This window comes from Mesorhizobium sp. BR1-1-15 (genome assembly GCF_020165475.1).
Classification (GTDB): domain Bacteria; phylum Pseudomonadota; class Alphaproteobacteria; order Rhizobiales; family Rhizobiaceae; genus Mesorhizobium.
Genome location: NZ_JAIUIF010000010.1, coordinates 173,699 through 194,592, shown reverse-complemented (window position 1 = coordinate 194,592; position 20,894 = coordinate 173,699). Strand labels below are relative to the sequence as shown.

The following is a 20,894-nucleotide window of genomic DNA, read 5'->3' as shown; positions in this document are numbered from 1 at the left end:
GGGGGGGGGGGGGCCCGCGACCCATCGGCAGCCCCCACCCCGGCGCTGCGCGCCGACCCTCCCCACAAGGGGGAGGGTAAGGAGATACAATGACCGACGAACCCTTGCTACGCGTTTCGGCGCTCTCGAAATTCTACGGCTCGCGCGTCGGCTGCGACAACGTCACCTTCGATCTGTGGCCGGGCGAAGTCCTGGCTGTCGTGGGCGAATCCGGCTCCGGCAAGACGACATTGCTCAACTGCCTGTCGACGCGGCTGCTGCCCTCATCCGGCACCGCCAGCTACCGCATGCGCGACGGCCAGTTCCGCGAACTCTACCGCATGAGCGAGGCCGAGCGCCGCTTCCTGATGCGCACCGACTGGGGCTTTGTCCACCAGAATCCGGCCGACGGCTTGCGCATGACGGTGTCGGCCGGCGCCAATGTCGGCGAACGCTTGATGGCGGTGGGCGACCGCCACTACGGCAAGATCCGCGCCACCGCCGTCGACTGGCTGTCGCGCGTCGAGATCGAGGAAGATCGCATCGACGACGAGCCCCGCGCCTTTTCCGGCGGCATGCGCCAGCGCCTGCAGATCGCCCGCAACCTCGTCACCGGCCCGCGGCTGGTGTTCATGGATGAACCGACAGGCGGCCTCGACGTCTCGGTGCAGGCGCGCCTGCTCGACCTCTTGCGCGGCCTCGTCACCGATCTCGGCCTCGCCGCCATCGTCGTCACCCATGACCTCGCGGTGGCGCGGCTTTTGTCGCAGCGCATGATGGTGATGAAGGACGGCCGCGTCGTCGAAAGCGGCCTCACCGACCGCGTGCTCGACGACCCGCGCGCGCCGTACACGCAATTACTTGTTTCCTCGATTCTGCAGGTTTGACGATGGCGCCAAGTCACCCCCCTCTGTCCTGCCCGCAAACGAATAACGATTGGAGTACCTTCTGATGCCGACGCCTCTCGTTGTTTCCGACGTCGCCAAGAGCTTCACCATGCATCTGCGCGACGGCATCAAACTGCTTGTCGTCGCCGGTGTCTCCTTCTCGATCTGCGCCGGTGAATGCACCGTGCTCGGCGGCCCGTCCGGGGCCGGCAAGAGCTCGATCCTGAAGATGCTCTACGGCAATTACGCCGTCGACGAAGGCCAGATCATCGTCACGCACGAAGACGGGCTCATCGATCTCGCCAGCGCCAGCCCACGCACCGTGCTTGCCGTGCGCCGCCAGACCATCGGCTATGTCAGCCAGTTCCTGCGCACCGTGCCGCGCGTATCGGCGCTCGACGTCGTCGCCGAGCCGCTGGTGGAGCGCGGCGAGGATCGCGAAGCAGCAAGAAGCAAGGCGCGCGCCCTGCTGGCGCAGCTTAACCTGCCGGAAAAACTCTGGGCATTGCCGCCGGCGACCTTCTCCGGCGGCGAGCAGCAGCGCGTCAACATCGCGCGTGGCTTCATCACCGGGCACCCGATCCTGCTGCTCGACGAGCCGACCGCTTCGCTCGATGCCAGGAACCGCGAGGTGGTGATCGAACTCATCGCCGCCAAGAAGGCGGCAGGCGTCGCCCTGCTCGGCATCTTCCACGACCATGATGTGCGCGAAGCGGTTGCCGACCGCATCATCGACGTCACCGCCTTCGCCCCGGGAAAGCTCGCCGCATGAGCAGGAAATTATCGGAGACGCCGCTGGTCCATCCGACGGCGGAGGTGCAGAATTCGACGCTCGGCCGCTGGACCGAAATCGCCGACCGCTGTCGGGTTTCGGAAAGCGAACTCGGCGACTATTCCTACATGATGCAGGACTGCGCCGTCTGGTGTGCGACGATCGGCAAATTCTCCAACATCGCGGCAAGCGTGCGCATCAACGCCACCAACCACCCGATCTGGCGACCGACGCTGCACCATTTCACCTACCGCGCATCGGACTATTGGGACGATGCCGAACACGAGAGCGAATTTTTCGCTGAGCGCCGCGCCAGGCGCGTCACAATCGGCCACGACACATGGCTTGGCCATGGCTCGACAGTCCTGCCCGGCATCACCGTCGGCGATGGCGCCGCCGTCGGCGCTGGAGCGGTGGTATCGAAGGATGTCGCTCCCTACACCATCGTCGCCGGCGTGCCGGCAAAGCCGATCCGCGAGCGCTTCGACCGCCGCACTGCCGAGCGCTACCAGGCGCTTGCCTGGTGGGATTGGGACCATGCGAGGCTGCGCGCCGCACTCGACGATTTCCGTCAGCTCGAGGCCGAAGCTTTCCTGGAAAAATACGGTGGATGACGGTGGTGAATGGAATAGGGCTGCTCACTATTCGCATCCCTTACATAGAGTTCGGGCAGGGGGCTGTCTTCTCAAGCCGCCTGCCTTCCGCAGTTTCAGGGACGTGGAGCATTTCGAGGAACTGATGGTCCTGGCCTGATCGCGCGCGACGCGGCTGTGGGTGGTAACAAAACTGACATCAATCCGACACCGCAGGTTCATGGCGCTGCGCTAGCGAGGGTCAACAGGACCTTCAACCGCGACTGGACGGGAACGCACCATGTCAGCCACGCTCGAAATCCGCGGCGTCACCCGACGATTTGGCAAGAACACCGCCGTCAACGATGTCAGCATCTCGATCCCGCAGGGTCAGATGGTCGGCGTCATCGGCCGTTCCGGCGCCGGCAAGTCGACCCTTCTGCGTATGATCAACCGCCTCATCGATCCCAGCCATGGATCGATTTTCTTCGACGGCGCCGAGGTCTCGCAATTGCGCGGTTCGCCGCTCAGGCGCTGGCAGCGCGACTGCGCCATGATCTTCCAGCAATTCAACCTTGTTCCGCGCCTCGACGTGCTGACCAATGTGCTGCTCGGCCGGCTGAACCATCGTCCGACCCTGTCGAACCTTTTCGGCATGTTCTCGCGAACCGAATGTGCGCAGGCGGTCGCCGCCCTCGAGCGGCTCGATATCGCCCGTACCGCGCTGCAGCCCGCAGGCACCTTGTCGGGCGGCCAGCAGCAGCGTGTCGCCATTGCCCGCGCCATGATGCAGCAGCCCCGGGTGATCCTGGCCGACGAACCGATCGCTTCGCTCGACCCGCTCAACGCCAAGGTGGTGATGGATTCGCTGCAGGACATCAATTTGCGCGAAGGCATCACCGTGGTCACCAACCTGCACACGCTGGACACCGCCCGTACCTATTGCAACCGCATCATCGGCATGGCCGCGGGCAAGGTCGTGTTCGACGGGCCGCCGGAGGAGCTTAACCGCGAGGCCGTCCGTCTCGTCTATGGCGCCGACAGCAATGGCGGCGAGATATCCGAGGCCATCACCTCGACCAGCGTTGCCTTCAAGCAAAAGATCGCCGCATCCGCCGGACCGCTCGAACCCGCATTCCCGGGTTACTGAGAGCGACCTGGATCGCCAGCCCGCGTCAGGGCACCCGTCAAAATCACCAACGCCGCCGGCGCGGGGCCGGAACCTACAGGAGAGAAATCAGATGTTCAGGAAAATGGTTTTCAGCGCCGTTTCGGTGCTTGCAATGGCCACCGGCGCGGCGCATGCCGCCGATATGAAGGAATTCCGCGTCGGCATCCTCGGCGGCGAGAACGAAACCGACCGGCTGCGCAACTACCAGTGCCTGGCCGATCACCTGAAGGCCGAATTCGGCTTCGAGAAGGTCTCGCTGTTCCCGGCCGCCGACTATGACGGCGTCATCCAGGGACTTCTCGGCGGCACGCTCGACTTCGCCGAACTCGGCGCTTCCGGCTACGCCAGCGTCGTCCTCAAGGATCCCAAGGCGGTAACCCCGATTCTCACCACCCAGCAGACCGACGGCGCGACCGGCTACTATTCGATCGGCCTGGCGCTGAAGTCCTCCGGCATCACCGACATCAAGTCGGCCAAGGGCAAGAAGCTCGGTTACGCCGATCCGGATTCGACCTCCGGCTACCTGATCCCGCTGACGCAGATTCCGAAGGACACGGGCGCGTCGAACGAGACCTTCTTCGCCTCGACCCAGTTCAATGGCGGCCATGAGAACAATGTGCTCGCCGTGCGTGACGGCAAGGTCGACGTGGCGGTGGACGATTCCTCCGGCATCGGCGACTTCAAGGACGGCTACACCTCCGGCACCTTCCACAAGGAAGTCGCCAAGGGCGCCGTCGACCCCAACGACTTCGTCGAGGTCTGGCGCTCGGGCCTGATCCCGAACGGTCCGCTGGTCGTGCGCACGGCGCTCGGCGACGAGATGACGGCCAAGCTGGCGGCCTTCTTCACCGACCTGCCCAAGAAGGACAAGGCTTGCTTCGAAGGCGTCGAAGGCGGTGATTTTACCGGCTACGTTCCGGTGAAGGCGGATTTCTATAACGTCATCGTCGAAGCCCGTAAGGCAGCCATCGGCGGCTAAAGGCAGAAGTCAGGAAGGGCGGCGTCGAGAAAACGCCGCCCTTCTTGCATCTCCGACCATGACCCTTTCCCTGACAGCTCCTTCCGGCGCCACGCACCAGATGGCCGACGCCTGGCGTCGCCAGACCTCCTTGCGCCGGCTCTACACCGCCATCGGCGTCGGCCTGCTGTTGGTCGCACTCGGCGGCACCATGTGGTTCGCCGACGATGCCAATGCCGGACACTTCTTCGACCGGCTTCCGCACATACTGGATTTCCTGAGCTGGCTCGTTCCCAAGGACTGGAACGATGTCTGGCGGGCGCTGTTCGACATCGCCTCCCCGCATGACACCGGCACGCAGGAATTCAACTTTCCGCTCGGCCGCGCCTATGTCTGGGGCGGCTTCTACATCCCCGAATATTTCGAGCTGATGCTGACCACGCTTAACGTGGCGCTGGTCTCGACATCTATCGGTTTCGTCTTCGCCGTGCCGTTCTCCTTCATCGCGGCGCGCAACCTGACGCCGCATCCGCTGCTGCGGCTTGTCGTCAAGCGCTTCATGGAACTGCTGCGGGCCTTTCCCGAGATCGTCATCGCCGGCCTGTTCGCGGCCATCGTTTCGATAGGTCCGATCGCCGCCATCATCGCCATCGGTCTGCATTCGATCGGCGCGTTGGGCAAGCTGTTCTATGAGATCAACGAGAACATCGACATGCGCGCCGAGGAAGGCCTGCGGGCCGTCGGCGCCAACTGGTTCGAACGGGTACGCTTTGCCGGCCTGCCGCAGGTGCTGCCCAATTTCATGTCCTATACGCTGCTCAGGATCGAGATCAACGTGCGCATCTCCACCATCATGGGCGCGGTCGGCGGCGGCGGCATCGGTGAGGAGCTGAAGCTGTCGATCTCGCGCGGCTTCGGCGCCAAGACGATAGCCTTGGTGCTGCTCCTGTTCACGACCATCTTCATCGTCGACCAGTTCTCCGCCTGGCTGCGCCGCAAGCTGGTCGGCGAACAGGCCTTTGTGATGAGCGCCTGATCATGACCGCCGCCGAAATCCAGTCGATCGAGGAACGCTTCCCGCAAGTGTTCCGCCGGCCGTTCCACAAGCGTTTCGGGCCGCTGCTGCTGCTTGGCGGCATCTTGCTCTACCTGCTCTACGCGCTGTGGTTCTTCAATCTGCCGCAAGTGCTGCGGGAATCGCATTGGGAGCGGCTGCCGCTGTTCCTGACCCAGTGGATCAGTTACGACGTACAGCCGATCTTCCGCCTCGACGAGCCGCAGATAACGGCCAAATACCCGCGCTTTTCGGTACTTGGCCCCAATCCCGACCCGGATTGGGTCAGGACCAACGCCGACGGTTCGGTGACGGTCCTGATCGACGGCATGGCGAAGTCGGTCACCTTCGACAAGACACGAGCGACGATCGTCGCCGCTGGCAAGAGCGTGCTGGTGGCGCTGGACAGCGGCAAGCCGCTGGTCTCGGGACCTGTTCCCGACTGGGTCACCGTGCATGAGAATGAGATCGTCGCCGACATGGGCTTCGCCGGCGAGGTCCGCGTCGCCCCCGACCGCGTCAGGATCCGCAAGCGCTTTCTCGGCTGGGCGAACTTCGTCTTCGACACACGCTCGCCCTTCTTCGGAAAATCGCCCGGCGAAGTGATATCGCTGATCACATCGGGGCCCGAGCTGAAACCGGGCACCTCCAATCTGGCGCTCGCCGGCGACAACATCTGGAACAATGCGCAGTGGCAGCATGGCGATGTCTGGACAAAGCTGTTGCAGACCATCGTCATGGCCTTTCTCGGCACCGCGCTCGGCGGCATCGTCGCCTTCCCGCTCGCCTTCTTCGCCGCCCGCAACATCACCCCCAACCGGCTGGTCAACCAGCTGCTCAAGCGCTTCTTCGACTTCATGCGCTCCATCGATATGCTGATCTGGGCACTGTTCTTCACGCGCGCCTTCGGACCGGGTCCGCTGGCCGGCAGCGCCGCGATCTTCTTCACCGAGATCGGCACGCTCGGCAAAACCTATTCCGAGGCGCTGGAGAACATCGATGACAAGCCGCGCGAAGGTGTTGTGTCGACAGGCGCCAACCGTCTTCTGGTGCAGCGCTACGGCGTACTGCCGGAAGTGGTGCCGGTGTTCATCAGCCAGACGCTCTATCAGTGGGAATCCAACACCAGGGGCGCAACCATTATCGGCGCCGTCGGCGCCGGCGGCATCGGCTTGAAACTGTGGGAAGCGATGCGCACCAATTCGAACTGGGCCAACGTCTTCTACATGGTGCTGCTGACGCTGGTCGTGGTCTTCATCTTCGACAACATTTCCAATTTCCTGCGCCGCAGGCTGAGCCGGACGATTCACGACTACAACAGGTTGCAGGCCGAGCAGGGCTAACCTTGTGACGCATAAGCACGGGCATCGTATGGTGCCGCGCCAAGGGTCGACCCCCACTCCGTCGAGCTGCGCTCGACACCTCTCCCCCGATCGACGGGGGAGAGGAATGGCGCCAGGCCGTCCTGGCTGACGCCTGTCGCCCTAGGCCGAGGCTTCTTTCTATCCGCCAAAGGTCGCCGACGCAGGTCTTGTTCGCGTCACTATCGCCCGACCAAGGCACCTAGGCGGCCTTCTTCCACCCGTTCTTGATATGCTTATATCCATCCCGATAAACCGCTTCCGGGCTCTCGGAAAAATCGCGCCACACCTTGGTCGCCGCCGCGAGATCCTTCAGCGAACGTCCAAACGCCTCGATCGTCAGCCAGTCGTCGTAGCCGCTCTTGCGGATGGCCGAGAATGTTTCCTTCCAGGGGATGTTGCCGCGCCCCGGCACGCCGCGATCGTTCTCCGATATATGGATATGCACGACATTCCTGCGATGCTTCGTATAGGCGCCGATCGGGTCTGCCTCCTCGATATTGGCGTGGAAGGTGTCGTACATCGCCTTGATGTGCGGCCGGTCGATGGCATCGATATGCTCCGACAGGTCGGCCATCGTGTTGAGGAGATAGCATTCGAAGCGGTTGAGCGCCTCGAGCCCGATGGTGACGTTCCTCTTGCCTGCATGATCGCCGATGGCGCGCTGCGAGGCGACGGAGCGTTTCTTCTCGGCCGCGGTCGGGCCGGACCCGGAAAAGGCGCCGAGCGTCGAATGCAAGGGGCCGCTCAGCGTTCTGGCGCCGAGGGCATCTGCGCAATCGATCGCCCATTTCATGTAGTCGACACCGGCCTTGCGCGTTGCCGCATCGGCCGAGATCAGGTTCATCGCCGGATCGCCCATCGCTGAAACGGCGGTCCGTTCAAGCCCTATGCGATCGAGCAGCTCGCCCAATTTCCTGTAGTCGTCCGGCATACCGGCAAAGATCGGTATCTCGACGCCGTCGAAGCCGGTGGCCTTGATGTCGCGAAGCAATGGCTCGTGCTTCTTCGATACGGCCGTCGTCCACAAGAACATGCACATGCCGATTTTCATCGACGCCCCTCCCCAAAATTGATCCCCCGCGAGGTCAATTTAAAGTTTCGTCCACGCTCCATTCTTCTTCGACGATTTCACGCAGGCCTCGATGAAGGCCATGCCCTCCACGCCGTCCTGAATGGTCGGGAACACGACGTCCTTGGCAGGCTTGCCGCCCTTGCGCCGCGCGGCGCGGATGGCGCGCGCGGCCTCCTGGTAGATGTTGGCGAAGCCTTCGAGATAGCCTTCGGGATGGCCGGAGGGAACGCGGCTGACACGGCCCGCCACCGGCAGCGCGCCGGCGCCGTTGCGGGTGATCAGCTGCTTGGGCTGGCCGAACGGCGTATACCAGAGATAGTTCGGGTCGGCCTGCACCCATTCCAGCCCACCCTTCGAGCCATAGATGCGCAGCTTCAGCCCGTTCTCATGGCCGGGCGCCACCTGGCTTGCCCAGATCATGCCTTTTGCCGCATGCGTCTTGCCGACCGGCTTGAAGCGCAGCATCACGTTGACATTGTCGTCGAGCTGCCGTCCCGGCACGAAGGCGTCGAGATCGGCCGACAGAGTGTCGAGTTCCAGCCCGGAGACAAAGCGCGCAAGATTGTAGGCATGCGTGCCGATGTCGCCGAGCGCGCCGCCGGCGCCGGCCTGCTTGGGGTCGGAACGCCACGCCGCCTGTTTTTGACCGGTGGCGGCAAGATCCTCCGTCAGCCAGTCCTGCGGATATTCCGACTGCACGATGCGGATGTCGCCGAGCACGCCCTTGGCCACCATCTCGCGCGCCTGGCGGATCATCGGATAGGCGGTGTAATTGTGGGTCAGCACGAACACCTTGCCGGTCTTCTCGACGATCGCCGCGAGCTTCTTTGCCTCGGCCAGCGTCGTCGCCAGCGGCTTGTCGCAGATGACATGGATGCCGGCTTCAAGAAACGCCCTGGCCGCCGGCACATGCACATTGTTCGGAGTGACGATGGCCACCGCCTCGATGCCATCCGGGCGCTTTGCCTCGGCCTTGGCCATCTCGGCATAGGACGCGTAGCTGCGCGAAGGGTCGAGCCCGAGCTCGGCGGCAGAGGCCTTGGCGCGCGCCGGATCGGACGACAGCGCGCCGGCGACCAGCACGAACTCATTGTCCATGCGCGCCGCGATCCGGTGCACCGCGCCGATGAAAGCGCCTTGCCCGCCACCGACCATGCCATAGCGGATCGGGCCGCCTCCCGTTTCCGACTTCGATGCACCAACCATGTCGTCTCCCTCGTGTCTGAGATACCTCCCCCTCGAGGGAGAGGGAAAACCCGCGCTAGATTCCCATCATGGCGCGCAGCACCTTCTTATCCGTGGCACCGCCGGCGAAATCGTCGAACGCCTTCTCCGTCACCCGGATAATGTGGTGCTGGATGAAGGGCGCGCCTTCGGCCGCGCCATCTTCCGGATGCTTCAGGCAGCACTCCCACTCCAGCACCGCCCAGGAATCATAATTGTACTGCGTCAGCTTGGAGAAGATGCCGCCGAAATCCACTTGTCCGTCGCCGAGCGAGCGGAAGCGGCCGGCGCGGTTCGTCCAGCTCTGGTAGCCGGAATAAACGCCTTGCCGCCCGGTCGGATTGAACTCGGCGTCCTTGACGTGGAAGGCCTTGATGCGCTCGTGGTAGATGTCGATGAATTCGAGATAGTCGAGCTGCTGCAACAGGAAGTGCGACGGATCGTAATTGATGTTGCAGCGCTTGTGGCCGCCGACCGCGTCGAGGAACATCTCGAACGTCGCCCCGTCGAACACATCCTCGCCGGGATGGATTTCGTAGCCGACGTCGACGCCATTGTCCTCATAGACATCGAGGATCGGCTTCCAGCGCTTGCCTAGTTCTGCGAACGCCTCTTCGATCAATCCGGCCGGCCGCTGTGGCCAGGGATAGAGGTAGGGGAAAGCCAGAGCGCCGCTGAAGCTCACCGAGACGTCGAGCCCGAGATTGCGCGACGCCTTGGCCCCGAACTGCATCTGTTCGACCGCCCATTGTTGCCGCGCTTTGGGGTTGTTGTGCACCGAAGCCGGCGCAAAGCCGTCGAATTGCGCGTCATAGGCCGGATGCACCGCCACCAATTGCCCCTGCAGATGCGTCGATAGTTCGGTGATCTCGACGCCGGCGTCGGCACAGATGCCCTTCACCTCGTCGCAATAGGCCTTGGAAGACGCAGCCTTCTGGAGGTCGAACAAGCGCGCGTCCCAGGTCGGGATCTGCACGCCTTTATAGCCGAGGCCGGCCGCCCATTTTGTGATCGATGCAAGCGAATTGAACGGCGCTGCATCGCCCGCGAACTGCGCCAGGAACAGTCCAGGGCCCTTCATCGTCGTCGGCATCGGCATCCTCCCTCATTGTTGTCGCGACCGAGCATAGCGCCGATTGAAGACAGGGCCAGCCACTTTGGTCTGTTCTCAACGGTCACTTGCGTGCATTGTCATTCTGGTATTACCAAACGTGGCGATTTGGTCAAGCCTTGCCACTCACATTCAGAGCCCTCCGCCGCGCCACGGGAGGGCAGCATAGTCCAATATAATCAATGGAGTAATCCAGAGAGAAAGTTGCCATCGCACAGTTCTTGCCGCGCGTTGGAAATTGCTGTAGACCTCGTCGTGGGCCCAATTGGTCGAACCAGTTTGCGAAGAAATGCTGGAACGCCTTGGGGAGGAACCGTCCGTCACATCCGGTGACGGCATGTTGCAGGCGAACCATTAGGGACGATCCGGGAAGGACAGACCATGCATCTTTCGACGCACAATTGGATGCGCGCGGAACCGTTGGAGACGACGCTCAAGCGCATCAAGAAATTCGGCTATGAGTCGATCGAGATTTCCGGCGAGCCCGACCAGTACAAGACCAAGGAGACGCGCGCGCTCCTGAAGGAGCACGGCATACGCTGCTGGGGCGCCGTGACCTTGATGCTGGGCGAACGCAACCTTGCCGCCCGGGACCAGGGCCAGCGCGAGCGCTCCGTGCAATACGTCAAGGACGTGTTGACCATGGTCAGCGAACTCGACGGCGAGATCATCACGCTGGTTCCCGCGACCGTCGGCAAGGTCGTGCCGGACGGCACTGAGGAAGAGGAATGGAAGTGGGTGGTCGATGCCACCAGGGAGTGCTTCACCCACGCCAAGAAGGTCGGCGTCAAGATCGCGGTCGAGCCGCTCAACCGTTTCGAGACCTACCTGTTCAATCGCGGCGCCCAGGCCTTGGCGCTGGCCGACGCTGTCAGCCCGGAATGTGGCGTCTGCCTGGACGCCTACCACCTCCATATGGAGGAATTTAACGTTTACGACGCGATCCGTAAGGTCGGGAAGCGCCTGTTCGACTTCCATGTCGCCGATAATAACCGCTTCGCCGCAGGCCTTGGCCAGATCGACTGGCCGAAGATCGTCGCGACCTTGCGGGAGGTCGGCTATGACGGGGCGCTGACCAACGAGTTCGTCGCGCCTGTCGACCGCACCCCGGCCGCGCCCTACCCCGACATGGTCGAACGCCACCCGGTCGACATCTCGCCCGAGCAGCTCAAATTCATCCAGGATCACGGCTCCAGCGTGCTGACGGAAAAGTTCTACACCGACCAGATGCGGATCACTGCCGAAACGTTGCTGCCGCTGATCAAGTAGCCGATCCGATTGGGAATGAGCCCTCCCGCCATCCGGCGGCAGGGCCGGGGAAGACCATGCGCATCAAAAGCGTCCAGGCCTGGTGGATTCGCATACCGATCGAGGCGGCCAAGCAGCACCGCAGCGATTTCGGTCAGGTGACGACCTTCGACGCCGCCATCCTGCGCATCGAAACCGATGACGGGCTGGTCGGCTGGGGCGAAGGCAAGAACGCCGCCGGCAGCGCCGGCAGCTATGGTGCGCTCGTCCATATGCTGAACCGCGAGGTCGGGCCGCAGCTCGTCGGCCGCGATCCGGCCGATATCGGCATCATCTGGGAAATGCTCTACAACGGCGTGCGCCACGACAGCGCGGCGCGCGCCGGCCATGCCATGCCGCAGCTGGCGCGGCGCGGCATGAGCGTGGCCGCCATCAGCGCCGTCGACATCGCGCTCTGGGACATACTGGGCAAATCGCTCGGGCAGCCGGTCTGGCGGCTGATCGGTGGGCGCAAGCTCGATCGCATGCCGGCCTACGCCTCGGGTGGCTGGGCGTCCGCCGACGCGATCGGCGACCAGCTCAAATCCTATGTCGCCAGGGGCGGCTTCAAGGCGCTGAAGATGCGCATCGGCGCCATGGATGGCGCCGCGCATGTGTCGGCCGCTCGCGTTCGCGCCGCCCGTGAGGCGCTCGGCCCCGACGTCGAGTTGATGGTCGACGCCCATGGCACCTATACGGTGGCGGAGGCCAAGCGTTTCATCCATCTCGCCGGCGATCTCGACCTTGCCTGGTTCGAGGAGCCGGTGATCGCCGACGACAAGTCCGGCCTTGCCGAAGTCCGTGCCTCCGGCGCCATACCGATCGCCACCGGCGAAAGCGATGCGACCCGCTATGCCTTCCGCGACCTCGCCGTGCTCAAGGCCGCCGACATCTTCCAGCCCGATCCCGCCTTCTGCGGCGGCATCAGCGAGGCCATGAAGATCGGAACCATCGCCAGCGCCTTCAACCTGCGCTTTGCGCCGCATCTATGGGCCGGCGCGCCCTGCTTCTTCGCCGGGCTGCATGTCTGCGCCGCCTCGCCGTCGAGCTTCACCGTCGAATACTCGCTCGGTGCCAATCCGATGATCCACGACCTTGTCGAAGAGACTGTCGAAGCCAGGGACGGTATGATAGCGATCCCCGAAAAACCCGGATTGGGATTCACCATTTCGGAGCGATTCCTGGAGGCGCACGCGCAACGCAATTGACGATGAAAGAAAACAACCTTCTCGCGGAGCTTGCCGCCTATCTGTTCTCCCATTCCGACAAGGAGACGGGCCGAACCCCGTCGGAACGCGAACTGGCGGAGCATTTCGGCGTCAGCCGCGGCCAGATCCGCGAGGCGCTGGCCATTCTCGAGGCCATGCGCATCGTCGAGCGCAGGGCCAAGTCCGGCATCTATATCGACACCAAGCAGGCCAGCGTCGAGGCGCTGGCGCTGTTCGCGCGCGCCGGCCTGCCGCTCGATCCCTTGCAGATCTACGAGACGGTCGAATTGCGCAAGATCCATGAGATCAAGGCGGCCGAACTTGCATGCTCGCGTGCCACCGAGGAGAATTTCGAACGGCTGCGCGAGATCCTGAAGGCCTCGGAAGAACGCATCGCGGCAGGCGAAGGCCTCGCCAAGGAGGACCGCGAATTCCATCTCGAGATCGTGCGCGCCACCAAGAATGGCGTCTTCCACAACATCTGCAGCGTTTACTATTTGATGGGCGAGCAGCGCCTGCCGATCTACTTCAACGATCCGGAGCGCAGCGTGCGCTCGCATGCCGAACACATCCAGATATACGAGGCGCTGCTGCGGCGCGACGGCAATCTCGCCCAGGCGCTGATGAGCGCCCACCTGCAGGGCGCGGAAAGCTACTGGAAGGGGCTGATCGAAGGCCTCGGGGCGGCGCCGCAAAACCCGACGCTCGAACAGGCCTGACGGGGATGACGCGCATCCTGTCGACGCACAGACTGCATCCGCGCGCCGCGGCCATGCTGGCGGGGGCGGGTGAGCTTGTCGTCGCCTCGGCCATCGATCCGGGCACGCTGGCCGCCGAGGCGAGGAATGCCGACATCGTCATTGTGCGCGCGCCCCTGCCGCCCCTGCTGTTCGAGGGTGCCACCAGGTTGCGGGCAGCGATCCGCCATGGCGCCGGGCTCGACATGATCCCGATGGAAGCAGCGACCGCGGCAGGTGTGCTGGTCGCCAACGTGCCGGCGGTCAACGCACGCTCGGTGGCCGAGCATGTGATGTTTGCAGCCCTCGCCCTGCTTCGGCAGTTTCGTGTCGTCGACCGCGACCTGCGCGCCAAGGGCTGGCTTGCCGGTCGCGAGCACGCCAATTCCAACATCGAGCTCGCCGGCAAGACGATCGGCATCGTCGGTCTCGGCGCCGTCGGACAGGCCGTTGGCCATATCGCCGTGCATGGGTTCGACCTGAAAGTGGTCGCAACGACCCGCAGCATGCAGCCGGCGCCGGACAAGGTCGGCTTCCTGTCGATCGACGCGCTGGTCGAGCAGAGCGACATCATCGTCCTGTGCTGTCCGCTGACGCCGGAAACGCGCGGCCTGATCAGCCGCGAACGCATATCGCGCATGAAACCCAACGCGCTGCTGATCAACGTGTCGCGCGGGCCCGTCGTCGATGACGACGCGCTGATCGAGGCCTTGCGGGAGCGCCGCATCGGCGGTGCCGCGCTCGACGTGTTCTCGACGCAGCCGCTGCCATCGGATCATCCCTATTTCAGCTTCGACAATGTCGTCATCACCCCGCACATGGCCGGCATCACCGAGGAATCGATGATGCGCATGGGCGTTGGCGCGGCCGGCGAGGCCCTGCTGGTCCTGGCAGGCAAATTGCCGGTCAATCTGCGCAACCCGGAAGTGGTCGGGCATTATCGGCGACGGTTTCCCGCCGACAGCTAGACCATCGCCGTTTCGCCCCAATTCTTCGCGACGCTGGAGCCATGTCCGTTCTCCGCCTCGCATTCCTGTGCCTTGCCACCACTTCAGCGGGCCTGCTGCCCTCGCTCGCCGCGGCCGAAAGCAGCTATGTCTATTGCGACAACGGGCTGCGCTGCTTCAAGGCTCCCTGCCCATCGAACAGCGTGCTCGACCTCGCCACCGGCAAGATCATCAAAGGCGTGTCGATCGACACCGGCGGATTGCCGACGAAGGACAAGGCGATGGTCGAGGCGTCGGATGCGCTCTCTGCCGGCAAGATTGTCGTCAGGGGATCGATCGAGCGACGCACCCAGACCATCACCGGCAAGCAATACAGCCTGCCGTGGCTGATCGCGACGGCCGTCGAGCGCGCCGCCAAGGACAGCGAACGCAAGCACTGCTCTTCACACTGACATTCGGTTCAGTCCCGATCAGCCGCCCAGCAATCTCTCCACTTCAGCGGCGATGCTCAGCAGACGGCGGTCGTGGCCGTGGCGCGCCACCAGCATCAAGCCGGCCGGCAGCGCCATGCCTGGTATCGGCAGCGAGATCGCGCAGAGATCGAACTGGTTGGCCACCTGCGTGTTGCGCAGCAGCAGGCCCTCCGTGCGATCGCGCAGACCGGCATCTTGCGCCAGGGAGACGATGGTCGGCGCTGTCACCGGCGTGGTTGGCAGGGCCAGCACATCGACCGACGTCAGCCGCTCATCCATGGCGGCGGCCAGCACGGCACGGCGACGCAGTGCCCTGATGTAAACCGGGGTCGGCAGCATTGCCGCCCGCGACAAGGGTCCGCTCACATGCGGGTCAACCGGCACCGGAGAGCCCGCCGCCAGCCAGTCTGCATGCACTTCGGCCCCTTCCATCGCGGCGATCGAACCGCGTTTTGTGACCGCGCGAAGGTCGGCGATCAGGTCGTCGATCGACAGGTCCGCGACCCGTGCGCCGGCCTGCTCGATCTTGCCGAGGCAGCGCTCGAACGCTGCTGCCACCGCGCCTTCAGTCTCTCCGAAAAGCACGCCGCGCGGGAGACCGATGCGCAGCCCCGCAAGGGCGAGTGGCGCAGGCAGCGCCAAGTCCTCGCCCGCCATCACCGCATCGGCCGCGGCGCATTGCGCCACGGTGCGGGCGAGCGGGCCGACCGAGTCCAGCGTGGCCGACAGCGGAAAGGCGCCTGTGAGCGGCACCCGCCGCGCCGTCGGCTTGAAGCCGACGACGCCGTTGAGTGCCGCCGGAATACGGATCGACCCGCCGGTGTCGGAACCAATGGAGATTTCGCTCGTCCCCTCGCCGACGGAAACGCCGGCGCCCGAGGAAGACCCGCCGGGAATGCGGTCGGCATCGGTCGCGTTGCCAGGCGTGCCATAGTGCTGGTTGTCGCCGATGGCGGTAAAGGCGAACTCGGTCATGTTGGTCTTGCCGATGATCACCGCGCCGGCTTGCCGCAGCCGGCGCACAATCATGGCGTCGCCAATTGCCGGCGCAGCATCCTTGAGCAGCAGTGATCCGGCCGTGGTCGCCTCGCCGCAGACATCGAACAGGTCCTTGATCGAAATGATCGTTCCGTCGAGCGGTCCGAGCCTCACGCCGGCCCTCCGCCGCGCGTCGGCGGCATCGGCTGCGGCTCGCGCGGCTTCGGTATAGAGTTTCGTGAACACACGTTCTTCACCGGCACGGGCGGCGAGACGCGCAAGGATAGTTTCCAGGTGATCGCGGACGGATTGCATCTTCGGTGTCGGACTCCGGACCTCTGGGACGTCTTAAGCTTAGCAGCCAGCGCGTGGCGTGCCGAGACTTAACCCGGCGCGGGCGGTTTTGCACCCCTGGCGGACGCAAGGAAGAGAACGATGCTCTACAAAGGCAGCTGTCATTGCGGCAAGGTCGCCTTCGAGTTCGAGGCGGAACTGACCGAAGCCGTGCGGTGCAATTGCTCGATCTGCTCGCGCAAGGGCGCCTTGCTGTGCGCCGTTCCGCATCAGGCGCTGCGGGTGCTGGCCTGGAGCGACGAGATCGGCACCTACACATTCGGCAACTGCGCCATCGCGCACCGCTTCTGTCGCACCTGCGGCATCCATCCTTTCGCCGAGGATGTGCGCGAGGGGAGTGAACGCAGCGCCTACATCAACGTCAACTGTGTCACCGATGTCGATCCGTCCGCCTTGTCGATCTTCGACTTCGATGGGCGTTCAGCCTGAGTTTCGCCGGCAGCCTGCCGCGTCTGCCTGTCAGCGACGCCGCCATCGCAAAGGCAACGGCCCGAGAACCATGATGGTTCTCGGGCCGTTGCGCAAGTCAGGGATGCTTGTCGGGAGAGCCTACTCGGCGCGTTTTGGGCCGAGCAGAAACACCACGACTGCCGCCAGCAAAGTCGCCACGCCGCAATAGGCGAAGGCACTGGCGACGCCGGCATGATCGACCAGCAGGCCGCCAAAGACGGCGCCGAGCGCAATCGCCACCTGGAAGGTGGAGACCATCAGGCCGCCGGCGCTCTCGGCTTGATCGGGCGCGGCCCGCACCAGCCATGTCTGCAGCCCGACCGGCACCGCGCCGAAGGCAAAGCCCCAGGCCGCCACGGCGGCGGCGGCGATCGCCGGCGAGGCGCCGAAGACCAGCATCGAGGCGGCGGCCACTGCGATCAGCAGGGGTGCCAGCGCGACGGCGGCCTTGAGATTGCGTTCGGCCAGGATGCCGCCGGCGATATTGCCGAAGAAGCCGCCTATGCCATAGGCCAGGAGCACCAGCGAGATTGTCTCGATGCCGAGCATCGGGATCTTCTCGAGGAAGGGGCGCACATAGGTGAAGCCGGCAAAGTGCCCCGAAGCGACCAGCAGCACGACCAGCAGCGCCACCCTGATCGACGGGCGCTCCAGCACCTCGAGCAAAGTGCGGAAACTTGCCACGCCCATCGGCGGCAGCTTCGGAATGGTGGCCACCTGCACCAGCAACGCCAGCGCGGCGACGACCGTGGCGATCATGAAAGCCGTGCGCCAGCCCCAGATATCGCCGACATAGGCGCCGACAGGGGCGGCGGTGACGGTGGCCAGCGAAACGCCGGTCAGGATGATCGACATGGCGCGCGGCATCAGCCGCATCGGCACCAGCCGCAACGCCATGGCCGCCGACATCGCCCAGAAGCCGCCCAGCGCAACGCCGAGCACGACGCGGGCAAGCAGAAGCATGGACAGCGACGAGGCAAAGGCGGCCAAAAGGTTCGAGGCGATGAGGAATGCCGTCAGCATCCACATCACCAGCCGGCGGTCCATGCGCCGTGTTATGATCGCCATTGTCGGAGCGGCAATGGCGCCGACGATCGCGGTCGCGGTGACCGCCTGTCCCGCAACGCCTTCGCTGACGCCGAGATCGCTCGCCATCGGCGTCAACAGGCTGGCGGGCAGGAATTCCGCCGTAACGAGACCGAAAACACCAAGCGCCAGCGAGACGACGGCGCCCCATGCCGGCTCTGTTCGTTCCTCCTGATCGACAGTGTTCAATAGGGCGGCGTCGACGACGCCCGTCGCGGGTTCGGCCATGGTCAGTCTCCGATGAAGTTGCAGCGCAACATTTGGCTGCACTGCAACATAGGGAGTGACGGCCTGGAGTTTCCATGCTAGAAACACCATTATGTTTGACCGTTCGTCCAAAATTCCGACCACTGGCGATCCGCTGACAGACATATTGCGCGGGCTGCGTCTCGACGGTGTCGACTACGCCCGTTGCGAAATGCGGGAGCCTTGGGGCATCCAGTTTCCGGCCCAGGCAGCGGCGCGATTCCACTTCATCGGCCGCAAGGGCTGCTGGCTGATGCAGCCCTCGGGCGAGTGGGTCGAGCTCAAGGCGGGCGACGCGGCACTGCTGCCGCGTGGCGCAGCGCATGTGCTGGCAAGCGAACCGGGCACCAAGGCTTGGCCGATCCAGGGCTACGCGGCCGAAGAAGTCTGCAAGAACGTCTATTGCATGTCCAATGAAGCCATGTGCCCCGATGGTCGCTGTCCGGGCACGCTGCTGTTTTTCGGCAGCATGTACTTCAACATCGATGGCCTGCATCCCCTGCTCGGCATGATGCCTGATGTCATGCGCGCGCATGAACTCGAAGCTTATGAGCCGGGTATTCCGCATCTCCTGGACTCGATGGCGCGTGAAGTGACGATGGAGCGCGTCGGCTCCGGCGGCATTCTGGCGCGGCTCGCCGACGTCCTTGCCGCCACCGTGATCCGCTCATGGGTCGAGCGCGGCTGCGGCGATTCCAGCGGTTGGATCGCGGCGGTCAGGGACCCGGACATCGGGCGCGTTCTGGCCGCCATCCATCTCGAGCCGGACCGTGACTGGACCGTCGAGGCGCTCGCCAGGATGATGGGCGCCTCGCGATCGGGCTTTGCCGAGCGTTTTGCCACCATTGTCGGCGAGACGCCGGCCAGGTACGTCACCCAGGTGCGCATGCACCAGGCCCGACAATGGCTGGTGCGCGATCGCCAGAAGATTTCCGTCGTCGCCACACGCCTGGGTTATGAGTCGGACGCCGCCTTCAGCCGGGCCTTCAAGCGCGTCATCGGCTCGGCTCCCAGCCACCTGCGTGCCGAGGAACATGCTGAGATCCGCCAGGCCGGCTGAAGCGCCAGGCCGTGACTCCAGGCTGGAGCAATTCCGTCCGGAATTGCCCGAAGAGATACAGCAGTTCAGCGTTTCCGTGGGACGCTGAACTGCTGTAGGAATCGGCATGGACTTGACCTCGCCCAACGACACTGTGCCGGCCCCGGGGGGTGCGTTGACCGAGATGTTGCGCGCGCTGCGCCTCGAGGGCGTCGACTATGGCCGCTGCGAACTGGGCGCGCCTTGGGCCGTGCTCTTTCCGGTGCAGAAGGCGGCGCGGTTTCACTTCATCGGCCGTGCCGGATGCTGGCTGCTTTCGCCACCAGGCGAATGGATGGAATTGAAAGCCGGCGATGTATTGCTGTTGCCGCGGGGCGCCGAGCATATCCTCGCCAGCGCACCCGGTGTGCAAGCCGAACCGCTCGAAAGCTACGGCGTCGAGCCCCTGCAGGACAATGTCTACAGCGTCGAGCCCCTGCAGGACAATGTCTACGCCGTCTCGAACGGCGGCCATGGTGCAAAAACGCTGCTGTTCTGCGGCAGCATGCACTTCAACCACGATGGCTCGCATCCACTGCTGGCCATGATGCCGGATATGCTGCGCGCGAAGGAGCTGATGGCCGGCGAGCCAGGCATCCCGCATTTGCTGGAAGCCATGGCCGACGAGGCGACGAGGAACCGGGCCGGCTCCGGCATGATGCTGGCGCGGCTGGCCGATGTATTGGCCGCAGCCATCATCCGCTCCTGGGTGGAGAACAGCGCCGGTGACATCACGGGTTGGATCGCGGCGATCAAGGATCGGGACATCGGCCGCGTGCTGGTCGCCATTCATCGGCAGCCTGACAGGAACTGGACCGTCGAAGCGCTGGCCCGCGAGATGGGCGCGCATGCATCAGGCAAGGCGGTGGCTCGAGGAAGAAGGGATGCGGGTGTCGGTGATCGCCGCCAGATTGGGCTACGATTCGGAAGCGTCGTTCAGCCGGGCCTTCAAGCGCATCGTCGGCAGCGCGCCCAGCCATTTGCGCGCCGCGGGCGGCGCCTCGGGAAAAGGCTAAATCAACGCTGTTTGCAGTGGCGATTTCCGGCCTGGATGAATTGCCAAGTGTTCCGGACAGAATGCCATTCCCGGCTTGGCCATTTGCAATAGCTTGTCATCCAACAGACGAGCGCTGGCGGCAAGTCGGCCCGAAGAGGAGAAGCGATGCCAAATCACTTAAAAATCCTGACGCTGGCCGCAATGCTCACTATCCCCGGCCGTGCCTTCGCCCTTGAGGACAGCTATCTGCCAGCCAGCAAGATTCCCTATGTTTCTGAGGCGCCGGACCAACCGCAGCGTCTCGGACCGCTATGGGGAGAAAGGGCCAAGGGCCCCGCGGGTACCTTGCTGAAAGTCCCGGGCAACTGGCGCGCTCCTGTTCACGCGCACACCGCCGATTATCGCGCCGTGGTGATCCAGGGTCTATGGGCGCACTGGCGGATGGAAGGCGGCGAGGCGAGCAAGGTCGAGTTGCCTCCCGGATCCTACTGGACCCAGAAGGCCAACGAGATGCATGACGACGCCTGCCTCTCGGACACGGAATGCGTGATCCTGCTGATCAACACCGAGCCCTATGAGACCTACCTGCCGAAGTAGAGGTGCGGGACGGCTGTCCGGCCGGCATTGCTCGGAGGCTCAGAACTCGGGTTAACAAGACCTGACCACAGCCAGTCCCGCTGTGCCAGTTTCCCATGATAGGAATTTTTTCTTGACTGGGTGAAGGCAACTATGGTAGATATTTGGTTATGGTGCTGAGTTGCGCCAAGGACCCGCCGCACAGGCGGGTTTTTCCGTTCAATGCTTCATCAACAGCGCACCGACGAAGGCTCCGGAGGGACCCGTTAACCCGGATTCCTTGCCCTGCCGCAAGGCGGGCTTTTTGTTTAGG

Annotated in this window: 20 protein-coding genes and 1 pseudogene; 16 read left to right on the top strand and 5 right to left on the bottom strand. The window is 64.1% G+C overall.

What is annotated here, in order from left to right; translation table 11 throughout:
• The first annotated feature begins 89 nt into the window (after positions 1–89).
• The 7 genes from phnK to phnE (LB541_RS18855) all read left to right on the top strand — a co-directional run bounded on the left by phnK (position 90) and on the right by phnE (LB541_RS18855) (position 6,736).
• Entirely contained in the window at positions 90–866 is a 777-nt protein-coding gene (gene phnK, locus LB541_RS18885; RefSeq protein ID WP_056577906.1) for a phosphonate C-P lyase system protein PhnK, read from the top strand.
• Between the two features lie 64 nt (positions 867–930).
• Positions 931–1,638 carry a phosphonate C-P lyase system protein PhnL gene (gene phnL, locus LB541_RS18880; RefSeq protein ID WP_224619291.1) on the top strand — a complete coding sequence of 236 codons (708 nt, stop codon included), beginning with the start codon at positions 931–933 and terminating at the stop codon, positions 1,636–1,638.
• Entirely contained in the window at positions 1,635–2,252 is a 618-nt protein-coding gene (locus tag LB541_RS18875) for a DapH/DapD/GlmU-related protein (protein WP_140672222.1), read from the top strand. Before phnL ends, LB541_RS18875 begins: the two co-directional genes overlap by 4 nt.
• Before the next feature lie 259 nt (positions 2,253–2,511).
• On the top strand, positions 2,512–3,360 hold the full coding sequence (phnC, locus tag LB541_RS18870) for a phosphonate ABC transporter ATP-binding protein (protein WP_140500368.1): 849 nt from the start codon (positions 2,512–2,514) through the stop codon (positions 3,358–3,360).
• Positions 3,361–3,451: 91 nt separating this feature from the next.
• The gene (gene phnD / locus LB541_RS18865; protein ID WP_140500369.1) at positions 3,452–4,360 is read left to right on the top strand and encodes a phosphonate ABC transporter substrate-binding protein; all 909 of its coding nucleotides are present in this window, start codon (positions 3,452–3,454) and stop codon (positions 4,358–4,360) included.
• Between the two features lie 58 nt (positions 4,361–4,418).
• Positions 4,419–5,375, top strand: coding sequence for a phosphonate ABC transporter, permease protein PhnE (gene phnE, locus LB541_RS18860; protein WP_140558348.1), 957 nt, complete (start codon positions 4,419–4,421; stop codon positions 5,373–5,375).
• 2 nt (positions 5,376–5,377) lie between these two features.
• A complete protein-coding gene (gene phnE / locus LB541_RS18855; protein WP_224619288.1) occupies positions 5,378–6,736 on the top strand; it encodes a phosphonate ABC transporter, permease protein PhnE in 1,359 nt (452 codons plus the stop codon).
• 220 nt (positions 6,737–6,956) lie between these two features.
• Here phnE (LB541_RS18855) and LB541_RS18850 read toward each other — a convergent pair whose 3' ends face one another.
• Genes LB541_RS18850 through LB541_RS18840 form a run of 3 tightly spaced genes read right to left on the bottom strand, consistent with a single transcriptional unit; the run spans position 6,957 to position 10,146 of the window.
• A complete protein-coding gene (locus LB541_RS18850; RefSeq protein ID WP_140676621.1) occupies positions 6,957–7,808 on the bottom strand; it encodes a sugar phosphate isomerase/epimerase family protein in 852 nt (283 codons plus the stop codon).
• A gap of 39 nt (positions 7,809–7,847) precedes the next feature.
• Positions 7,848–9,035 (bottom strand): Gfo/Idh/MocA family protein, encoded by a 1,188-nt coding sequence (locus LB541_RS18845; RefSeq protein WP_140500376.1) that lies wholly within the window; start codon positions 9,033–9,035, stop codon positions 7,848–7,850.
• A 55-nt stretch (positions 9,036–9,090) separates the two neighbouring features.
• Entirely contained in the window at positions 9,091–10,146 is a 1,056-nt protein-coding gene (locus LB541_RS18840; RefSeq protein ID WP_140513799.1) for a sugar phosphate isomerase/epimerase family protein, read from the bottom strand.
• A 399-nt stretch (positions 10,147–10,545) separates the two neighbouring features.
• Here LB541_RS18840 and LB541_RS18835 point away from each other — a divergent pair, with 399 nt between their 5' ends.
• The 5 genes from LB541_RS18835 to LB541_RS18815 are packed head-to-tail and all read left to right on the top strand — an operon-like array spanning position 10,546 to position 14,795.
• On the top strand, positions 10,546–11,433 hold the full coding sequence (locus tag LB541_RS18835) for a sugar phosphate isomerase/epimerase family protein (RefSeq protein WP_140500380.1): 888 nt from the start codon (positions 10,546–10,548) through the stop codon (positions 11,431–11,433).
• A 56-nt stretch (positions 11,434–11,489) separates the two neighbouring features.
• Positions 11,490–12,659 (top strand): mandelate racemase/muconate lactonizing enzyme family protein, encoded by a 1,170-nt coding sequence (locus tag LB541_RS18830; RefSeq protein ID WP_140500381.1) that lies wholly within the window; start codon positions 11,490–11,492, stop codon positions 12,657–12,659.
• Positions 12,660–12,661: 2 nt separating this feature from the next.
• A complete protein-coding gene (locus tag LB541_RS18825) occupies positions 12,662–13,378 on the top strand; it encodes a FadR/GntR family transcriptional regulator (RefSeq protein WP_140513801.1) in 717 nt (238 codons plus the stop codon).
• Positions 13,379–13,383: 5 nt separating this feature from the next.
• Positions 13,384–14,364: a hydroxyacid dehydrogenase gene (locus LB541_RS18820; RefSeq protein ID WP_140560224.1), complete on the top strand. Its 981-nt coding sequence runs from the start codon at positions 13,384–13,386 to the stop codon at positions 14,362–14,364.
• Positions 14,365–14,405: 41 nt separating this feature from the next.
• Positions 14,406–14,795 (top strand): hypothetical protein, encoded by a 390-nt coding sequence (locus tag LB541_RS18815; protein WP_140500387.1) that lies wholly within the window; start codon positions 14,406–14,408, stop codon positions 14,793–14,795.
• A gap of 18 nt (positions 14,796–14,813) precedes the next feature.
• On the opposite strand, the gene LB541_RS18810 is transcribed toward LB541_RS18815, so the two are convergent.
• Positions 14,814–16,109, bottom strand: coding sequence for an amidase (locus LB541_RS18810; RefSeq protein WP_140558341.1), 1,296 nt, complete (start codon positions 16,107–16,109; stop codon positions 14,814–14,816).
• Positions 16,110–16,229: 120 nt separating this feature from the next.
• Between LB541_RS18810 and LB541_RS18805 the strand changes: the two genes are divergently transcribed.
• The gene (locus LB541_RS18805; protein ID WP_140513804.1) at positions 16,230–16,577 is read left to right on the top strand and encodes a GFA family protein; all 348 of its coding nucleotides are present in this window, start codon (positions 16,230–16,232) and stop codon (positions 16,575–16,577) included.
• Between the two features lie 120 nt (positions 16,578–16,697).
• Here the strand turns inward: LB541_RS18805 and LB541_RS18800 are convergent, their stop codons facing one another.
• On the bottom strand, positions 16,698–17,912 hold the full coding sequence (locus LB541_RS18800; RefSeq protein WP_140664932.1) for an MFS transporter: 1,215 nt from the start codon (positions 17,910–17,912) through the stop codon (positions 16,698–16,700).
• Between the two features lie 91 nt (positions 17,913–18,003).
• Here LB541_RS18800 and LB541_RS18795 point away from each other — a divergent pair, with 91 nt between their 5' ends.
• The 3 genes and pseudogenes from LB541_RS18795 (at position 18,004) to LB541_RS18785 (ending at position 20,602) form a co-directional block, all read left to right on the top strand.
• The gene (locus LB541_RS18795) at positions 18,004–18,990 is read left to right on the top strand and encodes an AraC family transcriptional regulator (RefSeq protein ID WP_140500395.1); all 987 of its coding nucleotides are present in this window, start codon (positions 18,004–18,006) and stop codon (positions 18,988–18,990) included.
• A gap of 106 nt (positions 18,991–19,096) precedes the next feature.
• A pseudogene (locus LB541_RS18790) lies at positions 19,097–20,024 on the top strand (AraC family transcriptional regulator).
• Positions 20,025–20,170: 146 nt separating this feature from the next.
• Positions 20,171–20,602: a DUF4437 domain-containing protein gene (locus LB541_RS18785; protein WP_224619286.1), complete on the top strand. Its 432-nt coding sequence runs from the start codon at positions 20,171–20,173 to the stop codon at positions 20,600–20,602.
• Positions 20,603–20,894: the final 292 nt, after the last annotated feature.